Source organism: Flexithrix dorotheae DSM 6795, assembly GCF_000379765.1.
Lineage (GTDB): Bacteria > Bacteroidota > Bacteroidia > Cytophagales > Flammeovirgaceae > Flexithrix > Flexithrix dorotheae.
This window is the reverse complement of the sequence record NZ_KB903438.1, coordinates 17,188-42,629: the sequence shown is the minus strand read 5'-3', so window position 1 is coordinate 42,629 and position 25,442 is coordinate 17,188. Positions and strand designations below refer to the sequence as shown.

General features: G+C 37.3%; 18 protein-coding genes. 2 read left to right on the top strand and 16 right to left on the bottom strand.

The annotated features are described in order from the left end of the window. Positions 1-245: 245 nt before the first annotated feature. The 5 genes from A3EM_RS0112475 to ettA form a co-directional block, all read right to left on the bottom strand. The gene (locus A3EM_RS0112475; RefSeq protein ID WP_020528553.1) at positions 246-1,238 is read right to left on the bottom strand and encodes a glycosyltransferase family 2 protein; all 993 of its coding nucleotides are present in this window, start codon (positions 1,236-1,238) and stop codon (positions 246-248) included. 15 nt (positions 1,239-1,253) lie between these two features. Beyond that, positions 1,254-1,856: a recombination mediator RecR gene (gene recR, locus A3EM_RS0112470; protein ID WP_020528552.1), complete on the bottom strand. Its 603-nt coding sequence runs from the start codon at positions 1,854-1,856 to the stop codon at positions 1,254-1,256. 144 nt (positions 1,857-2,000) lie between these two features. Then, positions 2,001-2,288 carry an ATP-dependent Clp protease adaptor ClpS gene (locus tag A3EM_RS0112465; RefSeq protein WP_020528551.1) on the bottom strand — a complete coding sequence of 96 codons (288 nt, stop codon included), beginning with the start codon at positions 2,286-2,288 and terminating at the stop codon, positions 2,001-2,003. A 103-nt stretch (positions 2,289-2,391) separates the two neighbouring features. Then, positions 2,392-4,275: a DNA mismatch repair endonuclease MutL gene (gene mutL / locus A3EM_RS0112460; RefSeq protein WP_020528550.1), complete on the bottom strand. Its 1,884-nt coding sequence runs from the start codon at positions 4,273-4,275 to the stop codon at positions 2,392-2,394. A gap of 230 nt (positions 4,276-4,505) precedes the next feature. Beyond that, positions 4,506-6,176 (bottom strand): energy-dependent translational throttle protein EttA, encoded by a 1,671-nt coding sequence (ettA, locus tag A3EM_RS0112455; RefSeq protein WP_020528549.1) that lies wholly within the window; start codon positions 6,174-6,176, stop codon positions 4,506-4,508. 405 nt (positions 6,177-6,581) lie between these two features. On the opposite strand from ettA, the gene A3EM_RS45780 reads away from it, so the two are divergent. Beyond that, positions 6,582-7,862: a DUF349 domain-containing protein gene (locus A3EM_RS45780; RefSeq protein ID WP_020528547.1), complete on the top strand. Its 1,281-nt coding sequence runs from the start codon at positions 6,582-6,584 to the stop codon at positions 7,860-7,862. A gap of 85 nt (positions 7,863-7,947) precedes the next feature. Here A3EM_RS45780 and A3EM_RS0112440 read toward each other — a convergent pair whose 3' ends face one another. Next, on the bottom strand, positions 7,948-8,901 hold the full coding sequence (locus A3EM_RS0112440) for an acetyl-CoA carboxylase carboxyltransferase subunit alpha (RefSeq protein WP_020528546.1): 954 nt from the start codon (positions 8,899-8,901) through the stop codon (positions 7,948-7,950). Positions 8,902-9,108: 207 nt separating this feature from the next. Beyond that, positions 9,109-10,062, bottom strand: coding sequence for a hypothetical protein (locus A3EM_RS0112435; RefSeq protein ID WP_020528545.1), 954 nt, complete (start codon positions 10,060-10,062; stop codon positions 9,109-9,111). Between the two features lie 167 nt (positions 10,063-10,229). On the opposite strand from A3EM_RS0112435, the gene rlmN reads away from it, so the two are divergent. Then, complete coding sequence (rlmN, locus tag A3EM_RS0112430; protein WP_020528544.1) at positions 10,230-11,282, top strand: dual-specificity RNA methyltransferase RlmN; 1,053 nt, start codon at positions 10,230-10,232, stop codon at positions 11,280-11,282. A 64-nt stretch (positions 11,283-11,346) separates the two neighbouring features. Here rlmN and A3EM_RS42220 read toward each other — a convergent pair whose 3' ends face one another. The 9 genes from A3EM_RS42220 to A3EM_RS0112385 form a co-directional block, all read right to left on the bottom strand. After that, positions 11,347-11,844: a CAP domain-containing protein gene (locus A3EM_RS42220; protein ID WP_020528543.1), complete on the bottom strand. Its 498-nt coding sequence runs from the start codon at positions 11,842-11,844 to the stop codon at positions 11,347-11,349. Between the two features lie 98 nt (positions 11,845-11,942). Next, the gene (gene def, locus A3EM_RS0112420; protein WP_026210261.1) at positions 11,943-12,500 is read right to left on the bottom strand and encodes a peptide deformylase; all 558 of its coding nucleotides are present in this window, start codon (positions 12,498-12,500) and stop codon (positions 11,943-11,945) included. A gap of 32 nt (positions 12,501-12,532) precedes the next feature. Beyond that, positions 12,533-12,949 carry a Holliday junction resolvase RuvX gene (gene ruvX / locus A3EM_RS0112415; protein ID WP_020528541.1) on the bottom strand — a complete coding sequence of 139 codons (417 nt, stop codon included), beginning with the start codon at positions 12,947-12,949 and terminating at the stop codon, positions 12,533-12,535. A 180-nt stretch (positions 12,950-13,129) separates the two neighbouring features. Further along, positions 13,130-13,480, bottom strand: coding sequence for an arsenate reductase family protein (locus tag A3EM_RS0112410; protein ID WP_020528540.1), 351 nt, complete (start codon positions 13,478-13,480; stop codon positions 13,130-13,132). Further along, a complete protein-coding gene (locus A3EM_RS0112405; protein ID WP_157637858.1) occupies positions 13,480-13,776 on the bottom strand; it encodes a hypothetical protein in 297 nt (98 codons plus the stop codon). The genes A3EM_RS0112410 and A3EM_RS0112405 overlap by 1 nt, the downstream gene beginning before the upstream one ends. 63 nt (positions 13,777-13,839) lie before the next feature. Continuing rightward, entirely contained in the window at positions 13,840-16,893 is a 3,054-nt protein-coding gene (locus A3EM_RS0112400) for an ATP-binding cassette domain-containing protein (RefSeq protein WP_020528538.1), read from the bottom strand. A 245-nt stretch (positions 16,894-17,138) separates the two neighbouring features. Next, the gene (locus A3EM_RS0112395) at positions 17,139-20,741 is read right to left on the bottom strand and encodes a S8 family serine peptidase (protein WP_020528537.1); all 3,603 of its coding nucleotides are present in this window, start codon (positions 20,739-20,741) and stop codon (positions 17,139-17,141) included. Between the two features lie 162 nt (positions 20,742-20,903). Next, positions 20,904-22,328: a RagB/SusD family nutrient uptake outer membrane protein gene (locus A3EM_RS0112390; RefSeq protein WP_020528536.1), complete on the bottom strand. Its 1,425-nt coding sequence runs from the start codon at positions 22,326-22,328 to the stop codon at positions 20,904-20,906. Positions 22,329-22,347: 19 nt separating this feature from the next. After that, positions 22,348-25,320 (bottom strand): SusC/RagA family TonB-linked outer membrane protein, encoded by a 2,973-nt coding sequence (locus A3EM_RS0112385; RefSeq protein ID WP_157637857.1) that lies wholly within the window; start codon positions 25,318-25,320, stop codon positions 22,348-22,350. Positions 25,321-25,442 lie beyond the last annotated feature (122 nt).

Sequence of the window (25,442 nt, the reverse complement as noted above, 5' to 3'; positions counted from 1 at the left end):
AGCATCAGGAATTCATAAGGAATTGCATGCTAAAATTTTAAATATAGAAATTAGTATTCAGCAGAAATACTGAACAAAAACAGGAATTGCGCAATGAAGTTGAATGAGATTATTCAATTTTCATTGCCAAAGCACCATCTCTGGCTTAGAAGGGCGATATGAAATAAAATGTGTTATAAAAAAATGTAATGTATTAATGCAAAGATGAGGGAAGTATGTGGCATTTGCAAATCATTTTTCGGTCATTATCCCGCCAGAATAAAATCCCGGCCCTCCACATAATTCCTGCTATTTAAAAAGTTTCTGATTTCATCCCCTGCCCCACGGTTAGCCACATAAGAGATAATAAATACTTTCCCAGGGGAGGTAATATGCTTAAAAGAAATGCATTTTTTTGTGGAAGTTTTGTCTGCTTTTAAATCTATGAAATACAAGACATTAATACCCAGTTCTTCCAGGAATTTCAGTCTGGCTCTTGATTTTTTTCCGGCTCCCCAAATCACCACATTTGGGAAAAAAGGATTCACTTTTTTGAGGTATTGGAATAGATATCTTGATTTAATTTTAAAAAATGACTCGGTGGAATAACGTGGATCAGTTCTTGTCAGGCGGGTTTCCAGGTCATTCCATTCCATTAATTCTTCTTTCAGCTTGGCTACTTTCACTCCATTTTCCATCCAACGGAGGAACATTTCATAATCTTCGGGGAAATCCCCCTCCTTATAAATTCCATTGTCCTCAGCAACCTTCCTGGGGAACATGATACTGGGATTCACTATGGGAAATTCAATAAACCGGGATAACCCAATGTCTTTTGGTTCCAAAATGGCATTTGACCAGTCTACAAAAAACTGAAATCCTTCCTGATTTCCCTTATATTTCACCCTGGTGGCCAGCAAGCCCACTTCAGGATTTTTTTTCAGGAAATGATATTGTTTAAGTAGTCTATCCGGATGGGCCGTATCATCGGAATCCATTCTGGCAATGTAGGGAGATTGTGCTGCAGCAAAGCCTTTGGCAAAGGCAAATACTACCCCTTTTCTTTTTTCCTGAAGCAACTGAATTCTATGGTCTTTTTCCTGAAAATTTCTGGCAATTTCCCAACTCCTGTCTTCTGAAGCATTATCAACCAGGATAAGTTTAAAATCTGAAAAAGTTTGACTCAACACACTTTCTATTGCCTTTGCTATGGTTGGTTCGGCATTAAAAAAAGGGAGGATAACGGAAATCTCTGCCAATTCACACAGGTTTGATTATTCGTAGGAAACTCTTCTTAGGATACTTCTTCCCAAAGTGATTTCATCGGTAAATTCCAATTCACCACCAATTGGCACACCCCTGGCAATTGAGGTAATTTTCACATCAAAATTTTTCAGCTTTTTGGTGAGGTAAAAAGATGTGGTATCCGCTTCCATTGTGGAATTCAAAGCCAGAATAACTTCCTTCACCTCATTTCCAGCCATTCTTTCCAGCAATGAATCAATATTCAGGTCCGATGGCCCAATGCCTTCAATAGGAGAAATTACACCCCCCAACACATGATAGAGACCATAATACTGTGAAGTGTTTTCAATGGCCATTACATCTGATGAACTTTCCACAATGCAAATCATGGATTTATCCCGGACGGTGCTGGAACAAATAGCACATATATCATCATCAGATATGTTATGACAATGTTTGCAATATTTAATTTCTGCCCTTAATTTAAATAAAGCTTTGGCAAGCAACTCGGTGGTTTGTTCTTCTTCCTTTAACAAGTGAAGGACTAACCTGAGGGCAGTCTTTTTACCAATTCCAGGCAATTTGGAAATCTCGGTTACTGCATCTTCTACAAGCCTGGAGGGGAAATTCATGTGCTCAAAAAATTAGAATGTGGAATTTTAAAAATTTACTTTGGAGCTTTAAAACCATGAGGAAGTTCCAAAATCTAATCTACAAAAAAAGACCAAGTTTCTCATAATTCAAAACCTGGTCATTATATTTATTGAAAGGAGAATTCAGACCACCTCAGCGCTTATTCCCCGGTCACAAATCGAGTTTCTCATGGGAGCCAGTTCATCAAAATCACCTGTTTTCACGGCACATTTTCCTTTATAATGAATAATTAAAGTGCATTGTTCAGCCTGCTCAAGCGTATGATTACATACCTCTATCAAAGTATTGATCACATGCTCGAAAGTATTTACATCATCATTATAGACGATCAGAGTATGTTCTTTCTCGGAATCAATATCAGTCTCTTCAATTTCGAGAACTTCCGGTGTTTCCTCTAAATTAAGTCTCATAACAAGCCAACTATTTTGTGCTAATTTAGTTTTCCTTTTTAACCCAACTGACGGGGTAGAAGTTTCAAATACAAATATAAGGACCAGGGACGATTACTCCTGACTATTGATTAAACAAGTTGTCGAGTGCAGTAAGATCCAGCATCGTTATAATTTTTTCTCCGTCTACATTATAATTCGGATTGGAAGTAGAAAATAGTTGTTCAATCAATGCATCCCTTTCCATGCTATCCAGGTATTGCCCTACTTTTATACTTACCCTTTTTGCCAATGCTTTTGCAATACTTTCTGTAGTATTGAGCCCCAACTCAGCCTTGTTTATTTTAATTTGTTCAATTAATTTTTCAACTAATTCCTTCTCATTTGGTTTATTTATTTCAGAAGGAATCCCGTTTAAGATAATGGCATTCTGGCCAAATTCCTCGAAATCGAAACCCAATTTTAAAACCTCTTCCTTTATTTCCCCCAGCAAGGTAAAGTCAACAGGATTGAGCTCCACAGTAACCGGGAAAACCAGTTTTTGAGAAACACCAGAGCTATTTTCAAGATCCCCTAAAAATCGCTCGAATAAAATTCTTTCATGGGCGGCCTGCTGATGAATCAGCATGATTCCTGATTTTACCTGAGCCAGAATATATTTATTTCTTACCTGAATGGTTTTTTGTTTCTTTACTTTTTCCTCAGGAACAGGATTTTCCACCGATTGTTCGGATTGCATTTCATTGGCTGCACTACTGAAGGTTATCTCCATGGATTTTTGCTCTTCGTCTTTGATATGCTCCTGATCAAACTGCCTCATCCATTTTTCTGAATCATTGGAAGGCATCAAGCTATCCCAATGCTGCTGGTTAGATTCCCTTCTTTTGTGTTCGGGATCATCAAGCGGATTTTCCGGACTTTTATAATCATTTTCGGTATAACTACTTTTCTGATTTCCTATGTTATCCGGGTATTGTGCAAAATTTACATTATAGTCAAAATCCAGAGAGGGCGATACCCCCTGGCTGGCTAAAGCCTGCCGCACAGCCGCCCTTACTACAGCATAAATTGTCCGTTCGTCATCAAACTTTACCTCCGTCTTGGTAGGATGTACATTGATATCCACATGGACCGGGTCTATGTAAATTTTAAGTACATAAAATGGGAAATTTCCTTCAGGAAGCAGTCCTTCAAAAGCATTCATCACCGCATGATGAAGATAGGGATGCTTGATGAACCGGTCATTTACAAAAAAGAATTGTTCCCCTCTGGTCTTTTTCGAAAATTCTGGTTTCCCGATATAGCCATTCACTTGCACATGTTGCACATCCTCCTTGCAAGCAATCAGTTGTGTTTGGTAATTCTTTCCAAAGATGGAAACAATTCGCTTGGCCAGCTTTCCTTCTTTAAGGGAATAAACCTCCAAATCATCCTGATAAAGGGCCATGTTTATTTTGGGATGAGCTAGAGCCACCCGCTGAAATTCATCAAAAATATGCTTGGTTTCTACCGGGTTGGATTTCAGGAAATTCCTCCTTGCAGGCACATTAAAAAACAGGTTTTTCACCGCAATGGAGGTTCCATCATTGCAGGCCACTGGTTCCTGAGTTTTGATTTCTGACCCCTCAATTAAAATTCTGGTCCCAATTTCCTCTTCTTTGGTTTTGGATTTCAGATCAACCTGCGCTACAGCAGCTATGGAAGCCATGGCTTCTCCACGAAAGCCAAAAGTCATTATTTTAAATAAATCCTCCGTTGTTTCAATTTTAGAGGTGGCATGCCTTTCAAAACACATTCTTGCATCCCTTTCCGACATACCAATTCCATCATCACTAACCTGAACCAGGGACTTACCTGCATCCTTAATGATTAGAGTTATATGTTCACTCTTCGCATCAATGGCATTTTCGATCAATTCCTTCACCACAGAGGCAGGCCGCTGAACGACCTCTCCGGCAGCGATCTGATTTGCCAATGATTCAGGAAGTAGTTTTATAACATCCTGCATAGGTTAAAGCTCCTGTTTATTAATATTTTCTCTTCTTAGTGCCTGCACATTTTCTAAATATTAAGCAACCACACCTCAATATCAATCCATTGAATGCCACTCCGAATGGCAAATGAAGTGGTTGTCATTGCAGTCCTAACACTTACTAATTTAATAAAAAAACTGCTACCTGAATAATTCTCTTTCACAATTCTGCTAATTAAAAATCATCCAGGTATTTGTCTGTAAAACTATTGCAATTTTTTGTATTTTATCCTTTTAGGCGTAAGATCTCCCAGCTGGGCTCTTCTTTTTTCTTCGTATTCGGTGAAATTTCCTTCAAAGAAACTCACCTGAGAATCGCCTTCAAAAGCCAGAATGTGGGTGGAAATTCTATCCAGGAACCAACGGTCGTGAGAAATCACCACAGCACAGCCTCCAAAACTTTCCAAAGCATCTTCCAGCGCCCTTAATGTATTTACATCCAGGTCATTTGTAGGTTCATCCAATAACAATAAATTGGCATTCTGCTTGAGCGTCATGGCCAGGTGCACTCGATTCCTTTCCCCTCCCGATAAAACTCCAATCTTTTTCTGCTGGTCATTTCCAGAGAAATTAAATCGACTTACATATGCTCTTGAATTAACCTCCCTGTTTCCAAGATTTATCAATTCATTTCCTTCAGAAATAGTCTCCCACACTGTTTTATTTGGATCAAGATTTACATGTTCCTGATCTACATAAGCAATCTCTACGGTAGAGCCTATGGTAAAACTCCCTTTGTCGGGCTGATCTCTTCCGGTAATCAGGTTAAATAAGGTGGTTTTTCCCGCACCGTTTGGCCCGATCACGCCAACAATACCCCCCTGAGGAAGGGAAAAAGTAAGGTCTTCATATAATAATTTATCTCCGAAGGATTTGGAGACTCCTTTCGCCTCAATTACCTGAGAACCCAACCGTGGACCAGCCGGAATAAACAATTCCATCTTTTCCTCTCTGGCTTTGGCTTCCTCACCAAGTAATTTTTCATAAGAATTGATTCTGGCTTTTTGTTTGGCTTGTCGTGCTTTAGGCGCCATTTTTATCCAATCCAATTCCCGTTGTAAAGTTTTCTGTCTTTTGGATTCAGTTTTTTCCTCACTAGCCAATCGATTTTGTTTTTGTTCCAGCCAGGAAGAATAATTACCTTTCCAGGGAATACCTTCTCCCCTGTCCAGTTCTAAAATCCAGCCAGCTACATTGTCCAGGAAATACCGGTCGTGTGTCACCGCAATCACAGTACCCTTATACTGCTGGAGATGTTGTTCCAACCAATAAACTGATTCGGCATCCAGGTGGTTGGTAGGCTCATCCAAAAGTAAGACATCAGGTTCCTGAAGTAGTAACCGGCAAAGGGCCACTCTCCTTTTTTCCCCACCTGATAAATTTCCTACAATAGCATCTTCTGGAGGACACCTCAGAGCATCCATCGCTTTTTCCAGCCGATTATCCAGTTCCCAGGCATTTAAATTATCCAATTGTTCCTGAACAACCCCCTGTCTTTCAATGAGTTTATTCATCTCATCATCTGACATAGGGTTGGCAAATGCCATGTTGATCTCATCAAATTCTTTTAGGAGCGAAACTACTTCGTGTACGCCTTCTTCCACAATTTCTCTTACCGTTTTTTCTTTGTCCAATGCAGGCTCCTGCTCCAGATAACCCACAGAGTATCCCGGAGAGAAAACGACCTCACCAAGACAGTCTTTGTCGATTCCGGCTATAATTTTTAAAAGGGAGGATTTTCCTGAGCCATTCAATCCAAGAATTCCGATTTTAGCTCCATAAAAAAAGGACAGATGAATATCCTTTAATACTTGTTTTTTGGGAGGGTAAATTTTACTTACCCTGTTCATTGAAAAAATTATAGTCTCATTTCCCATCGATATAGGTATTTCTTTGTCTTATATTGATTTAAAAAAAGGGAAATTAAAATCTGTTTTTAAAGAAATTTTCCTGAATTATAGCCAAATTCACAGGAATTCAGCAATTTACTTATTCGGGCTTTTAAATTTTCAGATTTATTTCCTACAAGAATTGCGAATTTACACATTAATGTTAAAATTTACATTACCATTTTTTTAGTGGGAATACCGAATTATGGTTATTTTTAAATCTTTTAATTTATTAGCCTTATAGGGTTTCAATAAAATTTTGATAAGTGTTCATTAAAAGATAATATTACATTTTGATAAATGTTCTTGAATATTTATTAAATTTCGTTTTTGTAACTATCTTAAATAATTAGAGCACTAACTTTTAACCAAACAGACAAATCAATAATAACAATGTCAAGTACAGAAAAGAAAGAATATCCCGAAATCTCAGAATTCGGGTATATTAAAGACGACAAGGTATACCTCAAAGGCTATTTTGAATTTAAGGACAGAGAAATTGGAGTTGTCCGGGAAAGTGAGGAAGAAAGTATAAAATACTTTGTGAATCGCTTCGAAATGGTAAAGAAAAAAGTGGAGGCTGTAAAAGAATCCATCGCTACCTCAGAAAACAAAGGTTCTTTTTTAATGAAGTTGATTCATATGAGAACCTACCTGGCACAGTACAACGGTTTAGGTAATTTCATATCCCTTTATGACGAAATCAATGACATGGAAGATGATATCCGTGTATATATTGAGCAAAACAGGGAAAAGAACTATGAAATTAAATCAGCACTGCTTACAGAAGCTAAAAGCCTGAAAGGCAGCACTGACTGGAGAAACACAGGAGACAAGTTCAAGGAGTTAAAATTGAAATGGATAAAAACCGGAAGTGCACACAAAGAAGTGGACGACCAGCTTACCAAAGATTTTAACGATGCACTCGAATACTTCTTTGAAAACCGAAGATCCTATTTTGCAGAGCAAGCCAGAATTACTGAAGAGAAAATGGCCAAGTTCAGGCAATTGAACTACCAAATCCAGGCTATTTTGAAAGCTGGAGGAGATCCCAAGGACATTCAAAGGGTAAAAAACATTCAGAAAGAATGGAAAGCACTAGGACGGATTTCGCATAAAAACTTCAGGTATACGAGTAATAATTTCAGGAAAAATATGGATGCCTATTTTAATGGGTTGAAATATAAAGCTGCTACTCAAAACAAATCTGTAATTGAAATTAAGCGGGATTTATATAAAGAAATTGAAGACATTTTGAATGAAAGGCGACCATTCCAAATGAATGAGGTGAAACAAATTCAAATGAAATGGAAACAACTGGGCAAACAACCAAATCTTGATGATAAGGAAATAAACTTAAAATTCAGGATTGCTTGTAATGAATTGTTTGAAGGGCATTTTCTTGAAAAATCCACTAAATATTTCCATCCCGATTATTTCAAGAAGTCTCCAAAAGAGCAGGTTGAATTGAAAATTAACGTGCTAAATGAGTCCATTAAAAAGGATGAAAAAGAGTTGGAAGATTACCAGAAAAAACATGCATTTGAACTGGCTCAGGGCACTCGAACCAGTGCAAATTCAGCAATTTTTCAAGAAAGGAATAATTTTGTAAATAAATTAAAGACCAAGGGCCGTATTCTTTCAAAACTGGAAGAAAAGTATGAAAGACTTTAATTGGACCTGATTTATAGAGACAAAAAAAATCCCGGCAAGCCGGGATTTTTTTTGTCTCTATATTTTTAAGCTACACGCTATTTTTCTATTCATTAAAAGACCCCATTTTAGAAAATTTCTCGATTCTTTTTTCAATTCTTTTCTCAGGAGTAAGCTTCATTAGTTTCTTGGTTTCCTTCACAATTAAATCCTTCACCCTACCGATAATTAAATTAAAATCCTTGTGAGCACCGCCAAGAGGTTCTTCAACAATATCATCAATTAAATTTAATTTTTTCATATCGTTTGCAGTAAGCTTTAAGGCTTCTGCAGCCTGTTCTTTCTGATCCCAACTTCTCCAAAGAATTGATGAACAAGACTCGGGAGAAATCACCGAATACCAGGTATTTTCCAACATCACCACTTTATCACCAATGGCAATTCCCAATGCACCACCCGAAGCACCTTCTCCAATAATGATACAAATCACAGGAACCTTTAGCATAAACATTTCTTTCAGGTTTCTGGCAATTGCCTCAGCCTGTCCTCTTTCTTCTGCTTCAATTCCGGGATAAGCTCCGATGGTATCAATAAAACAAACAATTGGCTTATCAAATTTTTCGGCCAACTTCATCAATCTCAGTGCTTTTCTATAACCTGAAGGATTTGGCATCCCGAAGTTTCGCATTTGCCTTTGCTTGGTATTCCTCCCCTTTTGCTGACCGATAAGCATAAAGCTCATTCCGTCAATAGATCCAAAACCACCCACCATTGCTTTGTCATCCTTCACATTTCTATCTCCATGCAATTCAATAAAATCGGTAGTCATTTCATAGATATAATCCAGCGCATAAGGCCGGTCAGGATGACGAGAAAGCTGAACAATTTGCCATCTGGTCAGGTGCTTAAAGGTATCCACCTTAAGTTTTTCTATTTTTTCTTCCAAAGCCTTAATTTCGGTCGTTACGTCCACTTCATTATTTTCAGCCAAAGCCTTCATATCAGAAAGTTTCTCTTCCAACTCTACAATTGGCTTTTCAAATTCTAAGATCGTTGCCATTTTATATTTTAATGCTTCTAAATGTTTCTTTAATACCAGAAGGATAAATTCACTTCCAATTGTTATAGAATCTGTACAAAGGCAGCAAAGTTAAAGATTAATTCAAATTTGCCTGCCAAATTTAATGAAAAGTTGGTATTTAGCTAATACAATTCTAAATGGATTACCAAATTAACTTTAGAGGTTGATTAAGTATTAAGTCAACTCTTAGGCCTGCAGCTGGGCCAGTAATACCACCAAAATGATACTCACCACCAGACCAATTAATACTTTCCCAAAATCAGAAGCAACAAGCCTCAATACCGAGCTGGTTTTATTAATGGACAACTGATAGGAAATGGCAAATTCTCTACCCGCCAGAAGCCCTACAAAAACCCAGGTAGTACTCATGGGCAGGTTACTCAATTCTTTAAAAAAGAGTAAAATAATTCCATAAATAAAATCAATAATGGTGGCTGATCTAATGTCAGTGGTGTTGGTTTTGGAAGTTACAATCTTTTGAATATTTCCCCCTCTGTTGTAAAAAATATAGGCCAAAAGCCCCATCAGTAAGATAAGTGCAGGGACAAAATACTGAAGGGTCAACTCCTCCTTTCTGGGTAAAAAAACAAATATATTGGCCAGGTCCTGAATAAGCCACTGGGTCCATAAAAAACCTGTTGAAATCCATTGCAAAACAGTCCATTTGGTATCCGCTTCACTGGGCTTGCTTTCAATAAAATATTTCTCAATTGATTTACTAATCACAAAGTAAACAAGCAAACCTACCCCCATAGCCACCAGATAACCTGTTACGGATTTCAACAGCATTTTTCCAATAATTGCAGAAGAGGAAAAAACACTGAGGATTAAAAATGTGGTACTTACAGGAATCCCAAATCGGGTTATAATTAAAAGGATTAGCGGAGGTAAAACGTAATACCATCTGAAGGGGTCGGGAAGTGATATTTTATCCAGCCTTCCATAGGAGACATCACCATTTTCAAAGAACCAACCGTAAATTAATACCAAGGCTAAAATAGACCCGGTATACAACCACAAAACCCACCATGATTTGTCCCTGTTTGAGCTTAAAAAAGTTCCCAGTGTCTGGATTACATCATTAGCCACTACGGAATATGCAGCAAATGTAAATCCGGCAATCATCAAGATAATTTCCATCTAAGTTTAAAGGATATGCTTTAGAAAAAATTCAATTATTGAGTTGAAAAATATTCCCTTAGTCATTTTCACCCGCAAAGTATGTAAATTGAATGATGATTAAACAATATTGGAATTATTATTTACCCTAAATCACCAAAATTTAATAATTAATTATCTTTGCGCTTATGTTGGCGAAAAATTTAAAACAAGTAGATATAAGAAAAGTGGATTTGGAATCCCTTTCAAAGTTTCTGGTGGATAACGGGGAGAAGGCTTTTAAAGCAAAACAAGTGATGGAATGGCTATGGAAAAAATCTGCCACCTCCTTCGACCAAATGACGAATCTTTCTCTCAGTACGAGAGAACTCCTTGCCCAGCATTATGTAATTAATCCTGTAAGTGTTGATAATACCCAAATTAGTAATGATGGCACTATAAAATCAGCATTCAGGCTTTATGACAGCCATTTGGTAGAGGGTGTTTTAATTCCCACCACCTCCAGGATGACTGCCTGCATTTCTTCGCAAGTGGGCTGTTCACTTACCTGTAAATTTTGTGCTACCGGCTACATGGACAGAAAGCGAAATCTTGATCCGGGTGAAATTTATGATCAGGTTGTGCAAATCAAAAAGCAATCTGAGGAGAATTTTAATCAGCCATTAACCAATATTGTTTACATGGGGATGGGAGAACCCTTACTCAATTATAAAAATGTATTGGAATCTGTAGAACTGATTACGTCTCCCAAGGGATTAGGCATGTCTCCTAAAAGAATAACTGTTTCCACCGCAGGAATTGCAAAAATGATCAAAAAACTGGCTGATGATCAGGTAAAATTTAACCTTGCCTTGTCCCTTCATGCGGCCAATGACATTAAGCGAAACCAGATTATGCCAATTAATGAGCAAAACTCCCTGGAAGCACTGAGAGATGCCTTAAAGTATTACTATGCAGCCACTAAAAACACCGTAACCTATGAGTATATTGTATTCAATAATTTTAATGATAATTTAAGCGATGCTGAGGAGCTTTATCAGTTTACCAGGCATTTACCCTGCAAAGTAAACATCATTGAATACAACCCTATCTCTGAGGCAGATTTCACCAACACCGGGGAGGATAAACTGGATAAATTCAGCAATTATCTTTCAAAAAAAGGAGTGAATGTAAGAGTGAGAAGAAGCCGTGGAAAAGATATTGATGCCGCATGCGGGCAATTGGCTAATAAAAATAAATAATACAAAAGCCGGTTTCTGAATATTCAAAAACCGGCTTTCCTTTTTCTTATAATTTAATTTCTCCCTATTTCTGTTCTATCAGTAAATGAGTGAAATAATAAGCCCCATTTCCACTTTTTTTCATGGCAATTCCACCATGAGTAAACTTTGGATTTTCAATATTTTTTCGATGGCCCTCACTATCCATCCATTGGTCAAATACTTTTTCAGCCGGTTTATTGCTAAAGTTGTAAGCTACATTTTCCCCAACAGTCCCGATCGACAGTTTTTCCCTGATTAAGCTTACCCTTTCAGAAAATCCATCATGGCCAAAATCAGTTTCCCCACTTGCCATACTTTCTGAATGAGTTTTTGCCTGGATATAAACCAAATCATTATGGGAAAGAGCTTCCAGGCCTATCATTATTCTATGATTATTTATCAGTTTAAAAACTTCCATCTCAACCACATCCATGGAAACAGATTCTTCTTCGGTAGTTTGGATGGGATCAATATTTTCCTCTTCTGTGCAGCTGAAACTAAAAAATAATAGGGACAGGATTAATATCGAAAAAATTTTCATGAGTAGCAAGGTTAAATTAACATTTTGATATTTAACCCCATTACTCAAAAATTATTCAAATTATCATTGCTTCAAATAAATGGAAGTAAGAAAAATGCTTATTTTCTAACCGGGAATTTCATTTTATAATCGTGCTTCACCTTTCCTTTGCTAATATTCACCAACTTACCCTTAAGCAGCCTCTTTTTGAAAGCACTTAAATGATCGGTAAATAAAATCCCATCTATGTGGTCATATTCATGCTGAATTACCCTGGCAGCCAATCCATCAAATTCTTCGGTATGTTCTTCCCAATTCTCGTCAAAGTAATTAATCTTAACTTTCTCAGGGCGAATAACTTCTTCCCGAATGTTTGGAATACTCAGGCAACCTTCTTCAAAGCCCCAGTCATCTCCAGTCTCCTCCAGAATTTGAGCATTGATAAAAACCTTTTTAAACCCCTGAAGGTTTTCTTCATCCATAGGTTCTGCATCTACCACAAAAATTCTCAAATCAAGCCCTATCTGGGGGCCGGCAAGTCCAACTCCACTGGCAGCGTACATGGTTTCGAACATATCTTCAGCCAATTGTTTTACGTCAACATCTCCATCTTTTTCAATATCGCGAGCTTCTTTCTTCAAAACAGGCGACCCGTATGCGTAAATCGGATATATCATTTCTCTCTTTTCTCTTTTTTTATTTCCTTGATTTAAAACGTTCTACTCTCTAAAAAGGATTGTAGAATAATGGTGGCACTTATTTTATCGATATTTTCCTTTTTCCTTCTATCCTTTTTTTTCATTCCTCCAGTTACCATGGCATTCATGGCCATTTTAGAGGTGAATCTTTCATCCACTAAATGTATTTCTTTTTCCGGGAACTCCTTTTGTAATAAAAGATGGAATTTTTCAACCATTTTGGTAGCATCTGTGGCAGTATTGTCCAGGTTTTTGGGCATTCCCAATACTATTCCTTCCACATTTTCTTTCGTAAAATATTCCTTTAAAAACCTGATTACCTCCTGTTGAGGAATTGTGTCAAGTGCATTTGCAATGATTTTCAGCTCATCGGTCACTGCAAGTCCAACCCGTTTTCCTCCATAATCTATAGCCAATATTCTTCCCATGCTGCAAAAATACAGTTTTTCAATTTCAGTACTATAGAATGAGGAAATTAATTAAAACCTTTGGTCTTGATGAAGGGAAATTTACTTTTCAAAAGTTTCTTCAGTTTATTTTATGGATAAAAAATAATTTTCGTTTCTACTGGTCTTTTTACCCACTACTTCTTTGTTTTTTCTACTTTACTAAGACAGTTCCTGCTTTACAGCCTCAATATTCTTTTTGGAGTTACCAATAAATATTTTGCCATCGATGATAAACACGGGCCGTTTTAGAAAAGTATACTCATCCAAAATATAATTCTTATAATCTTCTTCGCTCAATTGCTTTTCCTTTAAATTAAGGGCTTTATACTTTCGGGCAACTCTGCTAAATAGTGCTTCATAGCTTCCTGCCAACCCTGCCATTTCTTCTAACTGCTCTTCAGTAATTTTTTCCGTTTTTATATCCTGCATTATAAACTCGTCTCCAGGTTTCACTTCCTTTATAATTCTCTGGCAAGTATTGCATGTAGAAAGGTGATATATTTTTCTCATCAATTTTTATTCTTTAATTTCTTTATTTCTGCGGAAAGCGCTTCTATTTGTTTTTGCATTTCCTTATTTCCAATTCCATCAATTTTTATCATATCCGGATCACTGGCGATCATTTCCAGATTTTCCATTCTTTTCCTCAATTCCCCATTTTCCTTTAATAATCTTTCTACCAAAGCTTTATCCTCCGCCTTTAATTCTGATTGCTGAAGCTTATATTTTTGATACTTTAGGAAGGCATCAGTAAGGATAGCAACTATTGGGATAGTTATGCCCAACATTATTATTTGGATTACCATTACAAAAAAATTTTATCTTTCAAATAAAATGATAGTCTAAGTTATTTCCCAAAAATTACAAAATCACTCTGGTTTTCCTTTTTTTGTGACCGATCTGTACCCAGTTACCAACCATCGGAAAACATTATAATAAAGCGTGACATAAAGCATAATAGTCATCACCCAAATCATAATGACATTGAAGGTAAGCGTAGGCACGAAATTACCCATCATATATTTGGAAGGCGCATAAAAATGTGCATAGAAGGCAAAGTCATATTTCCCGGGAAGAGGGTCCTGATAAACAGGATAAATCTTTTGAATAAGTCGCCCTTCATATTCAATAATCCGCTGCTCGGCCTGAGCATTCGTTACTATCAGGGTTATGCTTTCATTTCTATAATTATTAATTTTTTCATTGTATTTTTGTTTTCCTTCTTCAGTCCTAATCATCAAAGAAATTTTCTTGTCTTTTTCTCTGCTGGCCTTATTATAAATATCGATATAATATTTCTTCAGGCGATCCAGGTATGCCTGGGTGGCATCGGCAATTTTTGGAGAAAATCTTTCCGGGTCAAGTTTTTCCAGGTAATCAAAGGAAACCTCATCATGAGTTAAGGCCATTTCCTTGAAAATTTCATTTCTCAGCACGCTTAAATTTTTCTCATATTCCTCCTCGAACTCTATATCTTCCCGCAACCTTTGGGCATTATCAAGTTTTGACTGTAAGGTGGGGATATAGTAAATCTTTTTATAATCTGCACCCGCTTTCAGTTTATCATACAGATAAAAATCTTTTTCGTATTCATTATCGGTAAACTGACTTACCATCAGGGCTTCCAAGGCCCATCTGGCTGCAATTCCTTCAGCTATCAGGGGAACATGCCCCTCCCTACTCGCTAAAAAGGGATTAATTTCATCAAATTTAACCACCACCCCTCCAAGCAATAATTGGGGTATAAGCAGCAGGGGAATTAAAATATAAATGGTGATGACGGAATTGAAAGTAGCAGAAATATTTAATCCCAGCATATTGGCAAAACACGAACAGGAAAAAAGCACAATCCAATAGTTCAGGGTCATGTCGCGAATTTCCAAAATCCAATTGCCAACAAGCACATAGGAAATAGTTTGAATAGCTGAAAAAGTAAATAAAATTAAAATTTTGGAAAGTAGATAACTGTATCGGCTTAACTCCAGGTAGGCTTCCCTTTTTAATATTTTTGCATCTTTAATGATTTCTTCAGCACTAATGGTGAGCCCCATAAATAAGGCTACAATAATACTCATGAAAATATAAGCTGGCATATTTACATTTTCACTAAATAAATATCCACCAGTTCCGGTTAATTCATCTACCTGATAATACCGGACAATGAAAGCCAGAATAAAAGCCAACAAAGGGGCCTGTAAAAGATTGATAATCAAATACTGACGGTTATGAAGCTTGGCTAAAACATCCCGTGTAATAAAGGTCTGGATTTGTTTTAGTCGATTAGGAATATCAAGTGAATTGGGTGGTTTGGTGAGCACTTTCTCTACTTCGGGGATTTTTGCCTGATTCTTAAAAAACTCGTACCAGCTTGCGGGCCCTACTTTCCGATAATCCGTATCATTCCCATATTCATCAACTACCTTATTTTCAATAATTTTGAAAACCTCCTCCACCTTCACATTTCCACAGGTGGGACATGCACTTTCTTCTTCCCGGTCAATATGATTCACAAGTGTTCTGAAGTAAACCAGTGATTCCAATGGATTTCCATAATAAATCTGATATCCGCCTACATCCAGTAAAACCAGCTTATCAAACATCTTAAAAATGTCGGATGAAGGTTGGTGAATCACCACAAAAATTAACTTTCCCCGCAATGAAAGCCCTCTAAGCAAATCAATAATGTTCTCAGAATCTCTGGAAGACAAACCGGAAGTCGGTTCATCGATAAACAAAATAGAGGGTTCTCTTAAAAGTTCTAACCCGATATTTAGCCGTTTCCTTTGGCCGCCACTAATTGTTTTATCCAACACATTCCCAACCCTTAAATCCTTGGCTTCCAATAACCCCAGGGATTTTAGGGTATCTGTAACCCTTTTGTCCAGTTCATCAGCAGTAGCCTGTCCAAAACATAATTGAGCAGAAAAATATAAATTTTGGTAAACAGTAAGTTCCTCAATGAGAAGATCATCTTGTGGAATGTAACCAATTACCCCTCTTATTTCCTCTCTATAGCGATAAATATCAATTCCGTTGATTTTTACAGTTCCTTTTTGGGGTGCTTCATTTCCGTTAAGTACATTGAGTAAAGTAGATTTCCCCGAGCCACTAGCTCCCATTAAGGCCACGAGTTTTCCTGACTCTTCTGCCACAGAGATATCGTGTAATCCCCTGTCCCCATTCGGAAAGAAATAGGAAATTTTATCTGCTTCAAAGGAGATTTTGGCCCCATTGGATTCTGATAAAAACTTGCTTACAATTTCGCTATAATATAAAGGGTCCATTTTAGAACCCTTTATTGCTGCCCCAACTGACAATGGGTAAATATATTCCCAACTCAGCTGATCACCATTCATAAAAAGATCTTTGGTAGGCAAAATCAGGCGCATGAAATACATTTCCACTTCAGGCATCCTGAGCACGGCCAAAGTGGTATCCAGATTTTCGTGATGATGATGCTTAACCTGATAAACAGAGGAATCTTCTCTGGAATTGATGAGTAAGATATTTTCCGATTTTAATTCAGTAGCATCATTTTGCTGCTGAAACTCAATGATGTCCTTAAATTTAGACTTACTGATTTTCAAGGCTTCACAAACCGTGTTCATAAATCCTTCTTCGGTATCAGATAATTCCTGATCAGCAAGCACCAGTTCTGTCAGATGGACCAGAATAATGATTTTCTGTTTAAGAGAAAGTTCCTTATTTAGCCCTTTGGCCACTTTATAGGCTTCTTTAAGACCGGCATCAGCCGCAAAAGCCCTATACTCATCAAAAAGATAGAGACTTTTTTGCACCTCAAACTGTCCCACATGTGAGCGTAGAAACTTTTCAATAATTCCCCGCTTATCCCCGGCACTATCCTCAATATTGGCAATGATTGCCAGTAGTTTAATAATTACCTCAAGTACCTGTTCGTTCATATATCTTTAATACACATACCAGCCATAAATCAACGTCCAATTTATAAATAAATCGAGCATTTACAAAGGCTAGTAGCTGAGGATCGTACTAAAATTTCTTTGAATTATAATATTGAGTATGAATATAGGTAAATCTATTTCAGGTAAAGAATGGCCGGATTAGCTTTTTACCAAGTTTTTCGACCTACCTTCATGAATTTTTATTAAATAAAAAATCAGGTTTTCACACTTTATAATTCTAACCTTTATTCGAGTTTCAGGACTTTTAATACACTAAATTTTTTCTGGTGGGAAATTCTTAAGAGATATAACCCTGAGGGTATCTCTTCTAGATTAAGAGGTTGATCCATATTAAATTCCTTCTTAAAAAAGGTGTCACTTTTTACTACCTTTCCCAAGTTGTTTACCAGTGCCCAGTCGAATCTTCCAGTATTGTTGTTGTCTATTTTTAAATGATAATTTTCCCTCACGGGGTTAGGATAGCCCAAAATCCCTTCTATTTCGGAATGATCGGAATTACCGGTTACCACCAATGTTTTTTGAACCAGCCCTTTACAATTATTGGTATCAGTCACTATCAGGGAAATTTCAAAAGCCCCTTCCTCTACAAAATTAGCAGTTGGGTTTTGCAAATCACTGGTTTCTCCATTGTCAAAATCCCATTGCCAGGCAATCGCGTTTTCACTTAAATCCGTAAAAGCCAGCGAGGTCCCTACATTTAAAGGAAGGGTGTCCAGTGCCATTGAAAAATCTGCAACAGGTGCTGGAATTGTGGTTACAATAAAAGTATCAGAAACATTGGTACATCCATTTATTTCATCGGAAACAGTCACAAAATATTCACCAGCTTCCTTTATAAGAATAGCCTGCGTAGTATCACCGGTGTTCCATAAATAACTGTCAGCCTCTTTTACAGTTAGGGTAAGGGAGTCATTTTCACAAAATGTTGATCCATTATTGGAAGAAATTACCGGATTGGCCAATAGAGATATTTCAATTTTTTTCCGTCTACTTTCCCGGGCCTCACCGGCATTGGTAATATAAATTACAGAATCTGCCAATAAAGCTGTAGTGGTATAAGAATTCCCCTGAAAAAATGGATTCTCAGCTTCAAGAGAAGTATACCAGTTATAAGCAGTTCCTCCTGAAGCTGTTAAGGTCGCCTTTTCTCCCAAGCATGTAGGGCTAACTGTCACCTCAGGCTGGGGAATTTGAAGAATAAAATTATACATGGTGTCTGCACTAATGGCAGATTTTTTTAATTCCTCAAATGAACTGGCTGCATGTAGCGCAAATGCTATTCGAATAGAATCGCTAACTCCCAAAGCATAAGGACCCGCACTAACGGTGTGGCTTACATCATTTGAAAAACTGTTCGGATTAAATTCTGCATCTGTCTTTTCCAAACCATTGGAAAGTGAGGTGTATTTCTCAGAATTAGAAAACCCATCATAAATCCCAAAACTATTTCCTTGTAAATCAGGATCATTATTAATTGGATAATAGTTAGGGTTTCCTCTCAGGACTTGAATTGCCGTATAAATTGTATCTGAAGCACCAGTATTATAAACAAAACCCATATTCAGGTCATCATCCCAGGAAGCCCTGTCGTTATTGGAAATATCCCAATCAGCAAAAAGGCCGGCATAAAAGTCTTTTAAACTATCGGTGGAACTATTTTTAATAATATATTCCATAATTATGAACTGATCATTTTCCGGCTCAGTATAGGCCATTGCCCTAAACTTAATGTCCAAATCCATTCCCAACCTGGAGGTATCTAAACTGTTATCTATCTCCCCAACTATATCCAGGGAGGAAAATTTTCCAGGCGAAAACTCCTTGAGTGATGATACCGGATTAAAGTGATCGTGAAACTGTAGTTCATTGTCTGCTGTATCTGCCCTTACCGAACTGGAAAGCTGATTCTCAGATACGCCAAGCATCAAACCCATTTCAAAAAGAAAATTTTCTTCTTCAAATATAAACCCCAGACCTTTTTCCTGATCAGTGTCCCCGAAACCAATACGTCCGTTATTGGCTACTGAAGTAGAAACTAAATTTTCCTGTACATTGATTATGGATGGATTAATATTGACTTCAAAAAATTGTTTATCCCGGTAGCCGTTTCCATTAAAACTTAGCTCCAGGATAATGGTAGTGTCATCAGGAGAATCAGGGTCGGCCAGCAATAAAAATGGATTGGAATCATTACTCACCACTTCATCCTGTCCCAATTTCCCTAAGTTAAAACTATTATTTAAAATAGAAATAAAAGGGCTTGATGTACTCACCCTGGCAATAATATCTTCCTCAGGCTGCCACAGGTAATTGATGAATTCTGAAGTAAAAACAATGGTATCTCCACTGATTATATTTAAACTTCCCTGCGAGTTTTTAATTTGAGGATTGATTAAGCTGATTCCCGGAACCTTTTCGGTTAAGGCATTCTGAATATTTAATAAACCATTCCCCAGATTACCCTCAATATTTTCCGGTAAATCAAAAATACTGGTATCAGCTGTTACCCTCAGGAGTTCACTTACCTGCTTGGCAGTCAGGTCTGGGAAATGAGCGCGAATTAACCCTGCTGCACCAGCTACTATGGGAGAGGAAAAAGAAGTTCCATTGGTGGTGGTAAATTTTCCATCAAAATCTGTAGTAAAAATTCCTACACCCGGGGCTGCCAGATCAATAGTAGTTCCACTTGTGGAAAAAGAGGCTTTTTTGTTATCCTTATCTAAAGCGGCAACAGAAATAACGTGTTCATAAGCTGCAGGATATTCAAGGCTTAAATCCCCGGAATTACCCGCTGCAGCTACCACCACAATATCTTCTTCCAAAACAGCCAAATCGAATAAATCCTGCAAGATTTCGCTTCTGAAAGAACCACCAAAGGACAAATTCATCACATCAACTTTTTGAGCAATCATAAAAGCCACTCCTGCATATGCATTATAAACACTTGGATCATCTTCCCGCTGGTTGTCAAAAGAGTGTTTTGTTGCAATAAATTTACAATTATAGCCTACCCCAGCCATTCCAAAATTGTTATTTGTAGCAGCTACTGCGCATCCTGCTACATTAACTCCATGTGCATTTGTTCCTCCCACTATCAATTGCGCATCATTATCTTCACTGGGGTTTAGGGTATCTGCCCCGGCAAAATCCCATCCACTTATATTGTCAATATATCCATCATTGTCATCATCGATGCCATTATCAGGAATTTCATTCGGATTATAAAAAACCTTCTCCATCAAATCAGGATGGTTAAAATCAATACCTGAATCAACAATGCCAATAATCACATTAGAATCTCCCTTAGTGATCTCCCAGGCTTCAAAGGCCTTTATATTTTCTAAATAATATTGATTGGAGATGAGAGAATCGTTTGGTTCTAAAGAGGTTTTATAGATATAAGAAGGCTCAATTAATTCGGCAAAACCAAGTGTATATAATTCATTAATTACCAGTTCGATATTCTCACCTTTTTTATAATTTAAGGTGTAGAATAAACCGGGGTTAACCGTTGGTTTCCCAAAGGATTTCCTGCTTTTACTTTCTGCGATATAATTGGAGGGAAATACACTACTTTGAGGTGCTATTTCATACTTTTCAAATACTGATTGAGTTTTTTCATTGATTGATTTACGTAAAAAGAACTTTTCATACTCAGGTTTCAACTTAACAATCAATTTTCCCGACATATAATCCTTAGTGGTAATATCATTAGGCAATTGAAAAACAGGTTGTTGCTGAGCGACCGAATATTGATTGATTAATAAAAACAAAAGGGCAAGCAGGGAGTATTGAATGTTTACCATTTGAGGATTATGTTTTTGCATGAAGAAGAGGTATAAGTTTAAAAAGCTGGTTCACTAAAAATACAGGTTATATTAAATAAACCCTTCCTTCTATCAGATATTTTTAAGGGATAAAATTACTTTAATGCATTAAAAAAGGGGTTGACAACTCAACCCCTTTTTATTAAAACTTTTTTCTATCTATTAATAACCATCGTTTTGAACCAGGCTCTGATTCAAATCGACCTCTCTTTGAGGAACAGGTAAAATAGTTTTTGGTTTACCTGGCATTGAATCCTCCATCTTTGGATCATCTGCCGGTCTTAATGCTAATCCTCTTCTCAATAAATCCATTCTTCTGTGACCTTCGAAAGCCAATTCTTTTCTTCTTTCATTGGCAATAGCATCAAGGAAAGCATCATTTGATCCAAACTGGCCAGTAGTCCAATCAGCTAAACCCGCTCTGTCTCTTAAATCATTGATTAAATCAACAGATGCTTGATTAACACCATTCAATTCAGCTAAAGCCTCAGCTCTGTTCAGGTACATCTCTGTAATTCTAATGAGAGGAACATTATCAGAATTATTTACAGGATCAGGAAACTTAGTGGTATAAGTTGCTTCATTTGCCCCTACCTGAGTAAGATCTGAAAATCGTTTATCTCCGGCTTCTTCAGCATAAGCATCCAAAAGATCCTGAGAAAACGGACAATCTCCTCTGGCACCTGCTTCAGCAGGGTTATAAAAACTTGCCCAGCCTCCTGAACCAGTTCTGCCATTATCAGTAGCAGAGTTTTGTAAGCTAAATACTTCTTCCGGAGTATTTTGGCTGTAAAAGTTATATCCTGCAGCCAATTGGTAAACTGAACTGTTGATTACCTTATCCGCATAATCAGCAGCACCTTGCCAATCTTCTGTATACAAAGCAATTCTTGACAGCAATGCATTAGCAGATCCTTTTGTAGCCCGTCCTAAAGTTAATGCTAAATCAGACCCATGCGTTTCAGGAAGGTCAGCTTCCGCTGCAACTAAATCAGTTTTAATCTGATCGTAAATTTGTTTTACAGTAGCTCTTTCTGGAAAAGTAACATCTCCCTCAAAAGGGTCTAAGACCATAGGGATAGCCAGACTTGCACCATTATCCAATGTATACGGATCCCCAAATAGATTAGCCATTTGGAAAAACACATAATAGGATCTTACAAACTTTGCTTCAGCCACATACTGCGCTTTTTCCTCAGCAGAAAAACCAGGGTCATCTACATCTGGCACATTTTTTATCACTGCGTTAGCCGCAAAAATGGCTCTGTAATTATCTCTCCAAATCGTTTCAATAGAACTATTATCAGATAATGTCACAAAATTATTTACATCCTGTAAAGTAGGGAAAGAACCAATAAAACTCACATTATCCGACTGGTAATCAGCAATAATTTGAGGCATAGACCCAAAAACCTCCAGGTCCTGCGTTCTACTGTAAACCCCCATTAGTGAACCTAAGGATGCCTGCTCATTTGAAAAGGCTAAATCGGTTGATAAAGATTGTTGAGGATCAATATTCAATTCGTCCTCACATGCAAACAGTCCTAAAAACAAGACTGATAAGAATATATATTTATATGATTTCATATCTTTTTATATTTTTAAATTAAAAACCAAGACTTACACCAAGCGTAATTGTTTTTGGCATTGGAGGAGTAAAGAAACCTTCACCCTGAATCTGGTTGTCAGTTCCGTTACCGTTGAGTTCTGGCTCTAAGTCTGTTTTAGCAAAAGTTAGTAAATTCTGAGCCATAGCATAGATCCTGGCTCTTGATAATATTTTTGTTTTACCTAAAATGCTGGAAGGCAGATTATAGCCTAAAGTTAGGTTTCTTAATCTTACATAAGAACCATCCTCTAACTGAAGTGTGGATCTTTGAGCAAAGATTGGTGCAGTAGAACTACTTAAAGCAGGAGCAAAGGAATTATCACCAGGTTGTGTCCAGTAATCCAGTAATTCTGTAGATTTATTAAATGATGAACCCATGTTTTCAGTAAATCTTCTGCCACCTCTAAATACTTTGTTTCCCTGAACAAAGGTGAAAAAGATATTTAAATCAAAACCTTTATATTTTAGGGTATTTGAAAACCCTCCTGTTAAATCAGGAATAGCAGAACCTACTATTACCCTATCAGATGCTGTAGGACTATTGGTGATTTCACCATCTCTGGTTAACCATTCTGCATCCCCAGTTTCAGAGTTAATTCCACTATACCTTATTAGGTAGAATGTATTCACTGAATGACCAACGATGGCTCTTTGTGAAGCAGATCCTTCTAAGAAATCACCTTCAGGTGAAGTATTTTCTGGTAAGGACAATACCTTGTTTTTCACAAAACCCATATTCAAATTGGCCGTCCAAGAAAAATCATTTCCCTGAATAATATCCCCATTAATCATCAAATCAACTCCTCTGTTTTCCATTTTCCCAATATTTTGGCTGATACTTGCGAACCCTGTAGTATAAGGAAGAGGTACATCAAATAACATTCCGTCAGTGGTTTTTACATAATAGTTAAAATCAACGGATAGTCTACTGTTTAATATGGCAGTAGATAAACCAATATCCACTTGAGAAGATTCCTCCCATCCAAGTAGAGGATTAGCAGCCTGAGTTGGTCTGATACCCGCAATTCCAGCATAATCGGAATCCACACCACCTTCATAAAGTCCCAGAGAAGCGAAGTTATCTACCCTATCATTACCCGCTGTTCCATAACTTGCAGTCAGTTTCAACTGATCAAAGAAATCTAGATTCTTAATAAAATCCTCTTCTGATAATCTCCATCCAGCTGAAAGCGCCCAGAAAGTACCCCATTTGTTATCCATACCAAACCTTGAGGATCCATCTCTACGTAATGAACCTTCAACAATATATTTGTCCTTGTATCGGTAATTAACCCTTGAAAACTGGGAAGATAATGCCCATTGGGTTCCAGTAGCGGAAGTGAGACTTGGCGTGGCGGCAGAACCTACATTCGGTAACTTATCACTTACAAATCCAGAACCTTCTACAGCCATATTATTTCTGTTGGAAGTTTCAAAACTCGCCCCTACTAATACGTCTACAGTATGCACTCCAAAGGATTTGTTATAATTTAAAGTATTGGTAGTTAACCATTTGTTATCCTGAATAATCCTTTTGTAACCATAACCTCCTGGAGATACAATTTCAGGATCTCTAATTGTTTCCTCAGTCTGTACACCATCAATTCCCCAGTCAGTTTTAAACATTAAGCCCTCTGCAATGTCTATTTCGGCAAATATATTTCCTGTTGTCCTTCTAGAAATCAGTTTTCTTGTACTCAAAGCTTCAATGGCTAAAACATTGGCAATGAAACCAGTGTTGGTAAAAGTACCATCTTCATTATAAGGCTGAACATATGGAAATTGTAGATATGAAGAAGTTAAAGGAGCAAAAGTACTGTTGTCTGAATTGATCCTGTCATTATCCAAGTAAGAAATTGCTGTATTTAAACCAATTCTTACTCTTTTACTAATGTCATGATTTAAATTAATCCTTCCATTCAATTTATCAAGGCTGTTACCTATTGTGAAAGCCTTGTTTTTCATATAAGTCATACCCATATAGAACTTGGTAGACTCATTTCCTCCAGAAGCAGAAATATTGAAATTATCCACACTTCCAGTTTGAACAACAGCACCAGGCCAATCAAATCCGCCTTCCGGATAATTGTTTGGAGCTAATCCTTGTGCCACCCTGTAATCATTAACAAAAGTTTTATATTGCTCAGCATTCATCATGCTTATCAAGCTGGTAGGTTCTGACCAACCTTTGTAATAATCAGCATTAATTTTGGTTTTGCCAGCCTTTCCTTTTTTGGTGGTAATCATAATTACCCCGTTGGCACCTCTGGACCCGTAAATGGCAACTGCAGCAGCATCTTTTAATACAGAGATATCCTCAATATCATTAGGGTTTAAATCCTGAAGAGGGTTAAGGGCAACAGCACCCTGATCATTTGAATATCCGGTAGATCCAGATGCATCATTCAAAGGTACCCCATCAATAACAAATAATGGCTCACCTCCTGCTGAAATAGAGGCTACACCTCTAATTCTAATGTTTGCCTGAGAACCAATTACACCTGATGTTCCTACCATTTGTACACCAGCGGCTCTACCCTGAATAAGCTCTTGAGGGTTTACAATAGGCTGATTTTCAAACTGCTCTTTACTAACTTTGGAAACAGACTGCAAGGTTACACTTTCACTTTGAGTACCATAACCTACTACAATAACTTCTTGCAAGACTTCATCATCAGGCATTAAAACCACATTAAAATTGGATTGACTTCCAATTTCAACTTCCTGATTTAAAAAACCAACGTAACTGAATACCAAAGCCTGAGCTCCTTCAGGGGCATTCAATTTAAAATTACCATCAATATCCGTAATTGTTCCCTGACTGGTACCCTTGATGAGTACGTTAACTCCGGGTAGTGGAGAATTATCGTCTTCTCCAGATGTGACTGTTCCTGTTAAGGTTCGATCCTGTGCATATGCAGAAAAAATACATAGCACAAGAGCGACATTCATAAGTAGAAATCGCTTCATGATTTTCGTAATTTAAATAATTGAGTTAATAATAAATCCAATTTACCTGTATTAAACACACTAAACAACCCCCCAAATTGGGTTAAAAAATATGTTATGCATGCAGATAATTGATCATATTT